The following is a 13,372-nucleotide window of genomic DNA, read 5'->3' on the forward strand; positions in this document are numbered from 1 at the left end:
CAAAGCCAGCGCCGAAGCACTTGCCGCGGCCGTTGTGGAACGCTTCTTGCGATACCCCGCCCAGGACGCGCTTTCGCGTCAAAAGATTGAATGGGCTGGGGAATACACGTGGCACTGGATCGCGCACAAATCATCGGTGACGTACGCACTAATCTCTCGGGATTGCGCCATGGCAGCCTGGGCATCCCGCTGTTGCTGCTGGTCATGCTCGCCATGGTCATGCTGCCGATTCCGGCGTTCCTGCTCGACGTGCTGTTCACCTTCAGCATCGCCCTGTCCATCGTGGTCCTGCTGGTGGCGATCTACGCCTTGCGCCCGCTGGATTTCGCCGTGTTCCCGACCATCCTGCTGGCCGCGACCCTGCTGCGCCTGGCGCTGAACGTGGCCTCCACCCGCGTGGTGCTGCTGCACGGCCAGGACGGCCACGACGCCGCCGGCAAGGTGATCCAGGCCTTCGGCGAGGTGGTGATCGGCGGCAACTACGTGGTCGGTATCGTGGTCTTCGCCATCCTCATGATCATCAACTTCGTGGTGGTCACCAAGGGCGCCGGGCGGATTTCCGAAGTCAGCGCGCGCTTCACCCTGGACGCCATGCCCGGCAAGCAGATGGCCATCGACGCCGACCTCAACTCCGGCCTGATCGACCAGCCGGAGGCCAAGCGGCGGCGGGTCGAAGTGGCCCAGGAAGCCGACTTCTACGGCTCGATGGACGGTGCCAGCAAGTTCGTCCGCGGCGACGCGGTGGCGGGCCTGCTGATCCTGTTCATCAACCTGATCGGCGGCATGGCCATCGGCATGCTGCAGCACGATCTGCCGTTCGCCGAGGCCGGGCGCATCTACACCCTGCTGACCATCGGTGACGGCCTGGTGGCGCAGATCCCGTCGCTGCTGCTGTCCACCGCCGCGGCGATCATGGTTACCCGGGTGTCGACCTCGGAAGACATGGGCGCCCAGGTCACCCGGCAGATGTTCGCCTCGCCGCGCGCGCTGGCCGTGGCCGCGGCGATCATGATCGCCATGGGCCTGGTGCCGGGCATGCCGCATTTCTCCTTCATCAGCCTGGGCCTGATCGCCGCCGGCGCCGCCTACTGGATCGCCAACAAGCAGCGCAAGGTCAAGGACGAGGAGGTCAAGGAGGTCCAGCGCCAGCAGGAGCTGCTGCCGGCGCAGAAGGCCCAGGAGGTCAAGGAGCTGGGCTGGGACGACGTGACCCCGGTGGACATGGTCGGCCTGGAGGTCGGCTACCGCCTGATTCCGCTGGTCGACCGGGCCCAGGGCGGGCAGTTGCTGGCGCGGATCAAGGGGGTGCGCAAGAAGCTGTCTCAGGAGATGGGCTTCCTCATGCCCTCGGTGCATATCCGCGACAACCTCGACCTGTTGCCCAACGCCTACCGCCTGACCCTGATGGGCGTCAGCGTGGCCGAGGCCGAGGTCTACCCGGAGCGCGAGCTGGCGATCAACCCGGGGCAGGTGTTCGGCCCGCTCAACGGCATCGCCGCCAAGGATCCGGCGTTCGGCCTGGAGGCGGTGTGGATCGATCCGACCCAGCGCGACCAGGCGCAGTCGCTAGGCTACACCGTGGTCGACGCCAGCACCGTGGTAGCCACCCACCTCAACCAGGTGCTGCACAAGCACGCCCACGAGCTGCTCGGCCACGAGGAAGTGCAGCAACTCATGCAGCTGCTGGCCAAGAGCTCACCGAAGCTGGCCGAGGAGCTGGTGCCGGGCCTGGTGTCGCTGTCGACCCTGCTCAAGGTGCTGCAGTCGCTGCTGCAGGAACAGGTGCCGGTGCGCGACATCCGCACCATCGCCGAAGCCATCGCCAACGTGGCGCCCAAGAGTCAAGATCCCGCCGCGATGGTGGCGGCGGTGCGCGTCGCGCTGGCCCGCGCAATCGTGCAAAGCGTTGTGGGACTAGAGCCGGAGCTGCCTGTGATCACGCTGGAGCCCAGGTTGGAACAGATTTTGCTGAATAGTCTGCAGAAGGCCGGTCAGGGCTCCGAGGATGGCATCCTCCTCGAGCCCGGAATGGCTGAAAAGCTGCAACGCTCCCTGGTGGATGCGGCGCAGCGCCAGGAAATGCTCGGCAAACCGGTGATCCTGCTGGTAGCCGGCCCGGTCCGGGCGATGCTCTCGCGCTTTGCGCGACTCGCCGTACCGAGCATGCATGTCCTGGCCTACCAGGAAATACCGGATAACAAGCAGGTCACCATCGTTGCGACGGTGGGCCAGAACTGAGGGTTCTAAGCCATGCAAGTCAAACGCTTCTTCGCCGCCGATATGCGTCAAGCCATGAAACTGGTGCGTGACGAGCTGGGCGCCGACGCCGCCATCATCGGCAATCGCCGGGTGGCCGGCGGGGTCGAGCTGACTGCCGCGCTGGACTATCAGCTGCCCGCCGAGCCGGCGCGCCAGGCCAACCCGGCGCTGGAAGCCGAGCTGCGCAAGACCCAGGCGAAGATCGCCAATGCCCAGGCCGACCTGGCCAGCCGCGCTATTGCCGGCGAGCGCAAGGATCGCCAGCTGTTCGCCAACGAGTCGATCATCGCCCCCGAGCTGCCGGCCTCGCCGCTCAATCCGCCGCGCCCGGCGCCCGCGCCAGTGGCGGCGGCTCCGCTGCGCGCCGGTGCCGACCAGGGCGCCATCGATGCCATGCGCTTCGAACTCAATGGCCTGCGCGAACTGATCGAGGTGCAGCTGGGCTCGATTGCCTGGGGTCAGATGCAGACCCGCCAGCCGGAACAGGCCAACCTGTGGCGCCGCCTGCAGCGCATGGGCCTGTCCGCGGAAATTTCCAAGGCGCTGCTGGAGCGCGTCGGCAAGGTCGCCGAGCCGCGCCAGGCCTGGCGCATGCTGCTGGCGCACCTGGCCCATGCGATCCGCACGCCGAAGGTCGAGCCGCTGGAGGAGGGCGGGGTGATCGCCCTGGTCGGTCCGGCCGGCATGGGCAAGACCACCACCCTGGCCAAGCTGGCCGCGCGCTACGTGCTCAAGTACGGCCCGCAGAGCATTGCCCTGGTGAGCATGGACAGCTTCCGCATCGGTGCCCAGGAACAGCTGAAGACCCTCGGCCGCATCCTCGATGTGTCGGTGACCCAGGTCGACCCCGGCCAGTCGCTGGTCCAGGCCCTGGCACCGCTGGCGCGCAAGCGCGTGGTGCTGATCGACACCGCCGGCCTGCCGGGCAACGACCCGGCCCTGCGCATGCAGCTGGAAAGCCTCGCCGGGCGCGGCGTGAATGCCAAGAATTACCTGGTGCTGGCCGCCACCAGCCAGAGCCAGGTGCTCAAGGCGGCCTATCACAGCTACAAGCGCTGTGGTCTGGCGGGTTGCATCCTGAGCAAGCTGGATGAAGCCACCAGCCTCGGCGAGGTTTTAGGGCTGGCTATCAGCCAGCATCTACCGGTAGCCTATCTGACTGATGGGCCTAAGATTCCGGACGATCTGCAACTGCCGCGCAGCCACCAGTTGGTGAGCCGGGCGGTCAGCCTGCAAAGCGCGGAAGATCCGAGCGAGGAAGCCATGGCGGACGTATTCGCCGGCCTGTACCAGAATCCGGCGCGCCGGGCGGGTTAGGGCGAGCGGTGCTGAGCAAGGCGTTCTAGTGTTGAGGAGCGGTCGGTGGAGTTGCCCGACCAGCCCAGTCCAGGCAAGACAAGGTGTGTAGAGAACATGGGTAGTATGCATCCCGTACAGGTGATCGCCGTAACCGGCGGCAAGGGTGGCGTCGGCAAGACCAACGTGTCGGTGAATCTGTCGCTGGCCCTGGCCGACCTCGGCCGTCGGGTCATGCTGATGGACGCCGACCTGGGCCTGGCCAATGTCGACGTGCTGCTCGGCCTGACGGCCAAGCGCACCCTGGCCGATGTGATATCCGGCGAGTGCGACCTCAAGGACGTGCTGATCCAGGGGCCGGGCGGCATCCGCATCGTGCCGGCCGCCTCCGGCACGCAGAGCATGGTGCAGCTGACCCCCATGCAGCATGCCGGGCTGATCCAGGCCTTCAGCGATATCAGCGAGAACCTCGACGTGCTGGTGATCGACACCGCCGCGGGGATCGGCGATGGCGTGGTCAGCTTCGTGCGGGCGGCCCAGGAAGTCATAGTGGTGGTCTGCGACGAGCCGACCTCGATCACCGACGCCTACGCCCTGATCAAGCTGCTCAACCGTGACTACGGCATGAGCCGTTTCCGCGTGCTGGCCAATATGGCCCACAGCCCCCAGGAAGGCCGCAACCTGTTTGCTAAGCTGACCAAGGTCACCGATCGCTTCCTTGATGTGGCCCTGCAGTATGTGGGCGCCGTACCGTACGACGAGTCGGTGCGCAAAGCCGTGCAGAAGCAGCGCGCGGTCTATGAAGCTTTCCCGCGCTCGAAGTGCGCACTGGCGTTCAAGGCGATCGCCCAGAAAGTCGACACCTGGCCGTTGCCGGCCAACCCGCGCGGCCATCTGGAGTTTTTCGTCGAGCGTCTGGTGCAGCAGCCGGTCGCGGGTTCCGCGGTATGACAGCAGCCAGTGGACTCCGTATGTACAACAAGGCGCAGGCGCAGGATTCCCAGCACCAGCTGATCGAGCGCTATGCGCCTCTGGTCAAGCGCATTGCCTACCACCTGCTGGCGCGTCTGCCGGCCAGCGTGCAGGTGGATGACCTGATCCAGGCCGGCATGATCGGCCTGCTCGAAGCCTCGAAAAAGTACGACGGCGGCAAGGGCGCCAGTTTCGAAACCTATGCCGGCATCCGCATCCGTGGCGCCATGCTCGACGAGGTGCGCAAGGGCGATTGGGCGCCGCGTTCGGTGCACCGCAATACCCGCATGGTCAGCGACGCGATCCGAAAGATTGAAGCGAGAACCGGCAGAGACGCTAAAGATCAAGAGGTTGCGGCCGAACTCCAATTGAGTCTCGAGGATTACTACGGCATCCTTGGCGACACTTTGGGCAGCCGTCTGTTCAGCTTCGACGACCTGGTGCAGGACGGCGAGCATGGCGGCATCCATGAAGACACCGGTAGCACCCAGACCGAACCCCTGCATGAGCTGGAGGATGAACGCTTCCAGGCGGCGCTGGCCGATGCCATCGCCAACCTGCCGGAGCGCGAGCGTCTGGTTCTGGCGCTGTATTACGACGAAGAACTGAATCTCAAGGAAATCGGCGAGGTCCTGGGAGTCAGCGAGTCCCGTGTCAGCCAGCTGCACAGCCAGTGCGCCGCGCGTTTGCGCGCACGCCTGGGCGAGTGGCGGGCGAGCTGAAGGGCAACCGGTTTCACGATTGCGACGTCCCCGGGGGCCGAGGGCGTTTAGGACTGTACGGAGGTCGACTTGGACAAGAACATGAAAATCCTCATCGTTGACGACTTTTCGACGATGCGACGGATCATCAAGAACCTCTTGCGTGATTTGGGTTTCACCAATACCGCCGAAGCGGATGACGGGGTCACCGCGCTGCCGATGCTGCAGAGCGGCAGCTTCGACTTCCTGGTGACCGACTGGAACATGCCGGGCATGACCGGCATCGACCTGCTGCGCGCAGTACGCGCCGACGAACGCCTGAAAACCCTGCCGGTGCTGATGGTGACCGCCGAGGCCAAGCGTGACCAGATCATCGAGGCCGCTCAGGCCGGGGTGAATGGCTACGTGGTCAAGCCGTTCACGGCCCAGGTGCTCAAGGAGAAGATCGAGAAGATCTTCGAACGGGTTAACGGCTGATGTTCGCCACGAGGGCGCTATGGCACACGATGACTCCTCTCTGGGCGAGCTTGAATCGACCCTGAAGCTGCACGCAACGCAACTCGTCGACAGCCTGGAAAAAGGTCGTTTTGGCGAAGCGGTGCAACTGATCCACGAGCTCAACCAGACCCGCGACCGGGGGCTGTACCAGGAAGTCGGCCGGCTGACGCGCGAACTGCACAACGCCATCGTCAACTTCCAGATCGACCCGCGCAATCCGCACGCCCAGGAGGTCTCGCAGATCAGCGACGCCACCGAGCGCCTGTCCTACGTGGTGCAGATGACCGAGAAAGCGGCCAACCGCACCATGGACCTGGTCGAGCAGAGCGCGCCGCTGGTCAACGACCTGGGCGACGAGGCGCAGAGCCTGAATGCCGACTGGGGGCGCTTCATGCGCCGCGAGCTGGGGGCTGACGCCTTTCGCGAGCTGGCCAAGCGTATCGAGTTGTTCCTCGCCCGCAGCGAGCGCGACAGCCAGAAACTCTCCGGTCACCTGAACGACATCATGCTGGCCCAGGACTATCAGGACCTGACCGGTCAGGTGATCAAGCGCGTGACCCAGCTGGTCACCGAGGTGGAAGGCAATCTGCTGAAACTGGTGCTGATGGCCAGCCACGTCGATCGGTTCGCCGGCATCCAGCATGACCACGACGTGCTGCGCGCCGAGCAAGAACAACAAAAAGAGCCTTCCCGGGGTGAAGGTCCGCAGATTCATGCCGATAAGCGTGAAGACGTCGCGTCCAGTCAGGACGATGTCGATGATCTGCTGTCCAGCCTGGGATTTTAAGGCTCTAACAGAGCCTTTGGAGCGCACCGATGAGCTTCGACGCCGATGAAGAAATCCTCCAGGACTTCCTGGTAGAGGCCGGCGAAATTCTTGAACTGCTGTCCGAGCAACTGGTCGAGCTGGAAAGCCGACCGGATGACACGGACCTGCTCAATGCGATTTTCCGTGGGTTTCACACCGTCAAGGGTGGCGCCGGATTCCTCCAGCTCAACGAGCTGGTGGAGTGCTGCCACATTGCGGAAAACGTCTTCGACATCCTGCGCAAGGGTGAGCGGCGGGTCACCGCCGAATTGATGGATGTGGTGCTGCAGGCACTGGATGCCGTCAATGAGATGTTCAGCCAGGTGCGCGAGCGCGCCGCGGTGACCCCGGCTACTCCTGAGTTGCTGGCGGCGCTGGCCCGTCTGGCCGAGCCGGAGAGCGCGGACGAGCAGGTCGAGGCCGTCGCCGAGCCGGCGCCTGCGCCGGTGGCGGGCGGCGATATCACCGACAGCGAGTTCGAGCAGCTGCTGCAAGCCATCGGCGGGCCGGCTGACGAGAGTCCGGCGCCGGCCGCTGCGGCCTCGAATGAAATCACCGATGACGAGTTCGAGTCGCTGCTCGACCAGCTGCATGGCAAGGGCAAGTTCAGCGAAACGGCCGTGGCGGCTCCCGCACCGGCACCGGTCGCTGCGGTGGCGGCGGTGGCGCAAGCCGGCGGCAATGACGAAATCACCGATGACGAGTTCGAGGCGCTGCTCGACCAGTTGCACGGCAAGGGCAAGTTCGTCGCGGCCGAGGACGCCCCTGCGCCAGCCGCGTCCGTGGCGGCGGCGCCTGCCGCGGCGGGCGACAACATCACCGATGACGAGTTCGAAGCGCTGCTGGACCAGTTGCACGGCAAAGGCAAGTTCGACGAGAACGCCGTACAGCCGGCGGTAGCCGCCGGTGCCGCGGCATCGGTCGCTGTTGCGGCGGCCAAGCCGGCTGCCGCCAAGCCTGCGCCCAAGCCGGTTGCCAAGCCCGAGGCGGTCAAGGCCGTCCCTGCGCCGGCCGCCGCGGTAGCGGAGAAGGCCGCCCCGGCGGCCAGCGAGGCCGAGACCACGGTGCGGGTGGACACCGCGCGCCTGGACGAGATCATGAACATGGTCGGTGAACTGGTGCTGGTGCGTAACCGCCTGGTGCGCCTGGGCCTGAACAGCGGCGACGAGGCCATGGCCAAGGCCGTGTCCAACCTCGATGTGGTCACCGCCGATCTGCAGACCTCGGTGATGAAGACCCGCATGCAGCCGATCAAGAAGGTGTTCGGGCGCTTCCCGCGCCTGGTCCGCGATCTGGCCCGGCAGCTGAAGAAAGAGATCAACCTGGAACTGGTCGGCGAAGAAACCGACCTCGACAAGAACCTGGTCGAGGCCCTGGCCGATCCGCTGGTGCACCTGGTGCGCAACGCGGTCGACCACGGCATCGAGATGCCGGAAGAGCGCGAGGCCTCGGGCAAGGCGCGCGGTGGCCGGGTGGTACTGTCGGCCGAGCAGGAGGGCGACCACATCCTGCTGTCGATCTCCGATGACGGCAAAGGCATGGACCCGGAAATCCTGCGCGCCAAGGCCGTGGAAAAGGGCCTGATGGACAAGGATGCGGCCGATCGCCTGAGCGAGACCGAGTGCTTCAACCTGATCTTCGCCCCGGGCTTCTCGACCAAGACCGAGATTTCCGACGTGTCCGGCCGCGGTGTCGGCATGGACGTGGTGAAGACCAAGATTTCCCAGCTCAACGGCATCATCAACGTGCATTCGGTCAAGGGCCAGGGTTCGAAGATCATCATCAAGGTGCCGCTGACCCTGGCGATCATGCCGACCCTGATGGTCATGCTCGGCAACCAGGCCTTCGCCTTCCCGCTGGTCAACGTCAACGAGATCTTCCACCTCGACCTGTCGCGCACCAACGTGGTGGACGGCCAGGAAGTGGTGATCGTGCGCGACAAGGCGTTGCCGCTGTTCTACCTCAAGCGCTGGCTGGTGCGCGGGGCGAGCTGCGAAGAGCAGCGCGAAGGCCATGTGGTGATCCTCACGGTCGGCAGCCAGCGCATCGGCTTCGTGGTCGACCAGCTGGTGGGCCAGGAGGAAGTCGTGATCAAGCCGCTGGGCAAGATGCTGCAAGGCACTCCGGGCATGTCCGGCGCAACCATTACCGGTGACGGGCGGATTGCCCTGATCCTCGATGTGCCGAGCATGCTCAAGCGCTACGCACGTCGCATCTGATCGATTGCGGTCTGGCATGGCCAGCCGCTCAGGAGTGTTTATGGCTGTCAAGGTCCTGGTGGTGGACGATTCCGGCTTCTTTCGCCGCCGGGTATCGGAAATTCTCTCCGCCGACCCGAATATCCAGGTAGTCGGCACCGCGACCAATGGGCGCGAGGCCATCGATCAGGCCCTGGCACTGAAGCCGGACGTGATCACCATGGACTACGAGATGCCGATGATGGACGGCATCACCGCGGTGCGGAACATCATGCAGCGCTGTCCGACGCCGGTGCTGATGTTCTCCTCGCTGACCCACGAAGGCGCCCGGGTGACCCTGGATGCGCTGGATGCCGGGGCGGTGGATTTCCTGCCGAAGAACTTCGAAGACATCTCGCGCAATCCGGAGAAGGTCAAGGCGCTGTTGTGCGAGAAGGTCCACAGCATCGCCCGCAGCAACCGTCGCTACAGTGGTTACAGCCCGACGCCGAGCCCGGCGGCTGCGCCCAGCAGCGCACCGGTGGCCAGGAGCAGTGCCCCGGCAGTGGCGCCGCGCAGCCCGAGCGCCGCGCCGGCGCCTGCCGCTCCCGCCGCGGGGAACTCCCCCGCCCCAAAGCGTAAGGCGTACAAGCTGGTGGCCATCGGCACGTCCACCGGTGGCCCGGTAGCCCTGCAGCGGGTGCTGACCCAGCTGCCGGCCAGCTTCGCGACGCCGATCGTGCTGATCCAGCACATGCCGGCGGCCTTCACCAAGGCCTTCGCCGAGCGCCTGGACAAGCTGTGCCGGATTTCTGTCAAGGAAGCCGAGGATGGCGACGTCCTGCGCCCCGGCCTGGCCCTGCTGGCACCGGGCGGCAAGCAGATGATGATCGACCCGCGCGGTGCGGTGCGCATCCTGCCGGGCGACGAGCGTCTGAACTACAAGCCCTGCGTCGACATCACCTTCGGCTCGGCCGCCAAGTCGTTCAACGACAAGGTGCTGGCCGTGGTGCTCACCGGCATGGGCGCCGACGGCCGCGAAGGCGCGCGCCTGCTCAAGCAGGGCGGTAGCCAGGTGTGGGCCCAGGACGAGGCCAGCTGCGTGATCTATGGCATGCCCATGGCCATCGTCAAGGCCAACCTGGCCGATGCGGTGTACGGTCTCGACGACATCGGCCGGCATCTGGCCGAGGCCTGCGTCTGATGGATGTATTGAGCCTGGTCGGGGTCATCCTGGCGTTTGTCGCGATCATCGGCGGCAATTACCTCGAGGGTGGCCATGTCGGGGCTCTGCTCAATGGCCCGGCCGCGCTGATCGTGATCGGCGGCACGCTGGGGGCGGCGTTCCTGCAGGCGCCGATCAACGTGTTCAAACGGGCCCTGACCATCCTGCGCTGGATCCTCTTCCCGCCGCACATCGATCTGGCCGGCGGCATCACCAAGGTGGTGGGCTGGAGCATGACCGCGCGCAAGGAGGGCCTGCTGGGCCTGGAACCGATCGCCGACAGCGAACTGGACCCCTATGCGCGCAAGGGCCTGCAGCTGCTGGTCGACGGTGCCGAGCCGGAGGCGATCCGCAGCATCCTCGAAGTCGATCTGTACACCCAGGAAGGCCGCGATATCCAGGCCGCCAAGGTGTTCGAGAGCATGGGCGGCTACGCGCCGACCATCGGTATCATCGGGGCGGTGATGGGCCTGATCCACGTGATGGGCAACCTGGCCGACCCGAGCAAGCTGGGCAGCGGGATTGCCGTGGCGTTCGTCGCCACCATCTATGGCGTGGCCTTCGCCAACCTGCTGCTGTTGCCGGTGGGCAACAAGCTCAAGGCCATCGCCGTGCGCCAGTCGCGTTATCGCGAGATGCTGCTGGAAGGCATCCTGTCCATCGCCGAGGGTGAAAACCCGCGCTCCATCGAGTTGAAGCTGCAAGGCTTCATGGACTGAGGGGCAGGGGACCGACATGGCCCGGCGACGCAACCACGAAGAGCACGAGAATCACGAACGCTGGCTGGTGTCCTACGCGGACTTCATCACCCTGCTGTTCGCCTTTTTCGTGGTGATGTACTCGATCTCGTCGATCAACGAAGGCAAGTACAAGGTTCTCTCCGACAGCCTGGTGGGCGTATTCAGCGAGCCTGCGCGGGCGATCAAGCCGATCCCGGTTGGCGATGAGCGCCCGCGCACCACCGAGCCGGATCGCTCGATGAGCGAAGACAACCCCAGCAGCACCTCGGCCACGGCCACCGACCCGCTGCAGGAGATCGCCGAGAGCGTGCGCGGCGCCTTCGGCGACCTGATCAGCAGCGAGCAGCTGACCGTGCGCGGCAACGAGCTGTGGATCGAGATCGAACTGAACTCCAGCCTGCTGTTTCCCAGCGGCGATGCGGTGCCCAACGAGCTGGCCTTCACCCTGATCGACAAGGTGGCGAAGATTCTCGCGCCCTATGAGAACCCGGTGCATGTCGAGGGCTTCACCGACAACCTGCCGATCAGCACCGCCCAGTTCCCCAGCAACTGGGAACTGTCCACGGCGCGCGCGGCGAGCATCGTGCGCATGCTGGCGATGGACGGGGTCAACCCGGGACGGCTGGCCGCGGTGGGCTATGGCGAGTTCCAGCCGGTGGCGGACAACGCCACCGCCGAAGGGCGCGCGCGCAATCGGCGGGTGGTGCTGGTGATCTCGCGTAATCTGGAGGTCAGGCGCAGCCTGAGTGGTGTCGGCAGCGGCAATGCCCAGCCCGATGCGGCCCTGCAGCGGGCTGGCACGCAACCTGCAGCGGCGACCCCAGACACGGCGCCCGCAGCGGGCTCCGCCAATATTCCGCCGCCTGCGCCATGAGGCGGCAACCAGTTCTCGGTAAGGTCGCAGACATGCCGGGAGGACGATGACGATGAAAGTCTGGGCAGTAGCCAATCAGAAAGGTGGGGTCGGCAAGACCACCACATCCATTGCCCTGGCCGGGTTGCTGGCGGAGGCGGGCAAGCGCGTGGTGATCGTCGACCTCGACCCGCACGGATCGATGACTAGCTACTTCGGGCATGATCCGGACAGCCTCGAGCACAGCTGTTTCGACCTGTTCCTGCACCAGGGCACGGTGCCCGACGGCTTGCCGGCGCGCCTGCTGCTGCCCACCAGCAATGAACAGATCGCCCTGTTGCCATCCAGTACCGCATTGGCCACCCTCGAGCGCCAGTCCCCGGGGCAGAGCGGCCTGGGTCTGGTGATCGCCAAGAGCCTGGCGCAGCTGTGGGGGCGGTTCGACCACGCGATCATCGACAGCCCGCCCTTGCTCGGCGTGCTGATGGTCAACGCGCTGGCGGCCAGCCAGCAGCTGGTGATTCCGGTGCAGACCGAGTTCCTTGCGGTGAAAGGCCTGGAACGGATGGTCAGCACCCTGGCCATGATCAACCGCTCGCGCAAGCAGGCCTTGCCCTACACCATCGTGCCGACGCTGTTCGACCGGCGCACCCAGGCCTCGCTGAATACCCTGCGGGTGCTGCGCAACACCTACCCCGAACACCTGTGGCAGGCCTACGTGCCGGTGGATACGCGCCTGCGCGATGCCAGCCGGGCCGGCCTGACACCCTCGCAGTTCGACGGCAAGAGCCGCGGGGTGATCGCCTACCGGGCCCTGCTCAAGCATCTGCTGGCGGCATCGCCCGCCGCCCAGGTCGCCTGACATGCTGGCCTATGCTGAAGGTGCCCGTTCAAGTCCGGCGAGCTGTCGGCCGATAGGCTGTAGAACCCTTTTCCGCGGAAATCCGTCATGAGCCGTACTGTCGCCACCGCCACGCGCCCCCAGCAGGCCCTGCAGTCCTACCTGGACGCCCTGCTGCAGGAGGCGGCTGTCGAACTGGAGCAGAGCGTCAATCTCGATGAGTTCGAGGCCGCCGTACTCGAAGAGCAGGTCCGCGATGCGCGCCAGGCGCCGCAGCCGGCCCCGGTAATCGAACGGCCGGCGCTGCTGACCGAGGCGCGCCCGCTGGTGTTGCCGACGGTCGAACTGCCAGCACCGCTGGTGGTGGCCGAGGCGCCGGTCGCCCCGCCCGTGGTGGTGGCGGCGGTTGCCGAACTGCAGGCGCCAGCCAAGGCCGCCGAACCGCCGCAACCCAGCTACGAGGGCCGGCCGAGCTGGGCCGCAGAACCTTTCGAGTGCCTGCTGTTCGACGTGGCCGGGCTGACCCTGGCGGTGCCGCTGGTCTGCCTGGGCTCGATCTACCCGCTGGCCAATGCCGAGCTGACGCCGTTATTCGGCCAGCCGGACTGGTTCCTTGGCATACTGCCGAGCCAGGCCGGCAATCTGAAGGTGCTGGATACGGCGCGCTGGGTGATGCCCGAGCGCTACCGTGACGATTTCCGCGATGGCCTGCAGTATGTGATCTCGGTCGAGGGTTACGAGTGGGGCCTGGCCGTGCATCAGGTCAGTCGCTCGATTCGCCTGCTGCCCGACGAGATCAAGTGGCGCAGCCAGCGTAGCCAGCGGCCCTGGCTGGCGGGAACGGTGATCGAGCACATGTGTGCCCTGCTCGATGTCTCGGCGCTGGCCGAGCTGATCGCCAGTGGCGCCACGCGGCATGCGGCGAAAGGCAAGATCCATTAATTTGCTCGGTTCCGCCTGGTGCGGGACTCTATAGTGATGACAGCGGGGTGCACCCGCGTA

Annotated in this window: 12 protein-coding genes; all 12 read left to right on the top strand. The window is 65.8% G+C overall.

Annotated features, from left to right (window positions below):
* Window positions 1-114 precede the first annotated feature (114 nt).
* The 12 genes from flhA to F3I62_RS10875 all read left to right on the top strand — a co-directional run bounded on the left by flhA (window position 115) and on the right by F3I62_RS10875 (window position 13,312).
* A complete protein-coding gene (flhA, locus tag F3I62_RS10820; protein ID WP_160489823.1) occupies window positions 115-2,238 on the top strand; it encodes a flagellar biosynthesis protein FlhA in 2,124 nt (707 codons plus the stop codon).
* Window positions 2,239-2,250: 12 nt separating this feature from the next.
* Window positions 2,251-3,576 carry a flagellar biosynthesis protein FlhF gene (gene flhF / locus F3I62_RS10825; RefSeq protein WP_160489656.1) on the top strand — a complete coding sequence of 442 codons (1,326 nt, stop codon included), beginning with the start codon at window positions 2,251-2,253 and terminating at the stop codon, window positions 3,574-3,576.
* Window positions 3,577-3,672: 96 nt separating this feature from the next.
* Complete coding sequence (fleN, locus tag F3I62_RS10830; protein WP_178091815.1) at window positions 3,673-4,506, top strand: flagellar synthesis regulator FleN; 834 nt, start codon at window positions 3,673-3,675, stop codon at window positions 4,504-4,506.
* Complete coding sequence (fliA, locus tag F3I62_RS10835) at window positions 4,503-5,249, top strand: RNA polymerase sigma factor FliA (protein ID WP_160489657.1); 747 nt, start codon at window positions 4,503-4,505, stop codon at window positions 5,247-5,249. Before fleN ends, fliA begins: the two co-directional genes overlap by 4 nt.
* Window positions 5,250-5,330: 81 nt before the next feature.
* Window positions 5,331-5,705, top strand: coding sequence for a chemotaxis response regulator CheY (locus tag F3I62_RS10840; protein ID WP_178091816.1), 375 nt, complete (start codon window positions 5,331-5,333; stop codon window positions 5,703-5,705).
* Between the two features lie 19 nt (window positions 5,706-5,724).
* Window positions 5,725-6,513 (top strand): protein phosphatase CheZ, encoded by a 789-nt coding sequence (locus F3I62_RS10845; protein ID WP_160489658.1) that lies wholly within the window; start codon window positions 5,725-5,727, stop codon window positions 6,511-6,513.
* A gap of 29 nt (window positions 6,514-6,542) precedes the next feature.
* On the top strand, window positions 6,543-8,753 hold the full coding sequence (locus F3I62_RS10850; protein WP_160489659.1) for a chemotaxis protein CheA: 2,211 nt from the start codon (window positions 6,543-6,545) through the stop codon (window positions 8,751-8,753).
* Between the two features lie 40 nt (window positions 8,754-8,793).
* On the top strand, window positions 8,794-9,915 hold the full coding sequence (locus F3I62_RS10855; RefSeq protein WP_160489660.1) for a chemotaxis response regulator protein-glutamate methylesterase: 1,122 nt from the start codon (window positions 8,794-8,796) through the stop codon (window positions 9,913-9,915).
* Entirely contained in the window at window positions 9,915-10,655 is a 741-nt protein-coding gene (locus tag F3I62_RS10860; protein ID WP_160489661.1) for a flagellar motor protein, read from the top strand. The genes F3I62_RS10855 and F3I62_RS10860 overlap by 1 nt, the downstream gene beginning before the upstream one ends.
* A gap of 16 nt (window positions 10,656-10,671) precedes the next feature.
* Window positions 10,672-11,550, top strand: a complete 879-nt coding sequence (gene motD, locus F3I62_RS10865) for a flagellar motor protein MotD (protein ID WP_160489662.1) — start codon at window positions 10,672-10,674, stop codon at window positions 11,548-11,550.
* A 52-nt stretch (window positions 11,551-11,602) separates the two neighbouring features.
* On the top strand, window positions 11,603-12,391 hold the full coding sequence (locus F3I62_RS10870) for a ParA family protein (RefSeq protein ID WP_160079367.1): 789 nt from the start codon (window positions 11,603-11,605) through the stop codon (window positions 12,389-12,391).
* Between the two features lie 87 nt (window positions 12,392-12,478).
* Complete coding sequence (locus F3I62_RS10875) at window positions 12,479-13,312, top strand: CheW domain-containing protein (protein ID WP_160489663.1); 834 nt, start codon at window positions 12,479-12,481, stop codon at window positions 13,310-13,312.
* The last annotated feature ends 60 nt before the right edge of the window (window positions 13,313-13,372 follow it).

This window comes from Pseudomonas sp. R-28-1W-6 (assembly GCF_009799925.1).
Taxonomy (GTDB): Bacteria; Pseudomonadota; Gammaproteobacteria; order Pseudomonadales; family Pseudomonadaceae; genus Aquipseudomonas.

What these genes read in the sequence shown, in the direction of transcription:
- flhF (WP_160489656.1), top strand. Translation starts at nt 2,251, where the DNA reads ATGCAAGTCAAACGCTTCTTCGCCGCCGATATGCGTCAAGCCATGAAA.
- fleN (WP_178091815.1), top strand. Translation starts at nt 3,673, where the DNA reads ATGGGTAGTATGCATCCCGTACAGGTGATCGCCGTAACCGGCGGCAAG.
- fliA (WP_160489657.1), top strand. Translation starts at nt 4,503, where the DNA reads ATGACAGCAGCCAGTGGACTCCGTATGTACAACAAGGCGCAGGCGCAG.
- F3I62_RS10840 (WP_178091816.1), top strand. Translation starts at nt 5,331, where the DNA reads ATGAAAATCCTCATCGTTGACGACTTTTCGACGATGCGACGGATCATC.
- F3I62_RS10845 (WP_160489658.1), top strand. Translation starts at nt 5,725, where the DNA reads ATGGCACACGATGACTCCTCTCTGGGCGAGCTTGAATCGACCCTGAAG.
- F3I62_RS10850 (WP_160489659.1), top strand. Translation starts at nt 6,543, where the DNA reads ATGAGCTTCGACGCCGATGAAGAAATCCTCCAGGACTTCCTGGTAGAG.
- F3I62_RS10855 (WP_160489660.1), top strand. Translation starts at nt 8,794, where the DNA reads ATGGCTGTCAAGGTCCTGGTGGTGGACGATTCCGGCTTCTTTCGCCGC.
- F3I62_RS10860 (WP_160489661.1), top strand. Translation starts at nt 9,915, where the DNA reads ATGGATGTATTGAGCCTGGTCGGGGTCATCCTGGCGTTTGTCGCGATC.
- motD (WP_160489662.1), top strand. Translation starts at nt 10,672, where the DNA reads ATGGCCCGGCGACGCAACCACGAAGAGCACGAGAATCACGAACGCTGG.
- F3I62_RS10870 (WP_160079367.1), top strand. Translation starts at nt 11,603, where the DNA reads ATGAAAGTCTGGGCAGTAGCCAATCAGAAAGGTGGGGTCGGCAAGACC.
- F3I62_RS10875 (WP_160489663.1), top strand. Translation starts at nt 12,479, where the DNA reads ATGAGCCGTACTGTCGCCACCGCCACGCGCCCCCAGCAGGCCCTGCAG.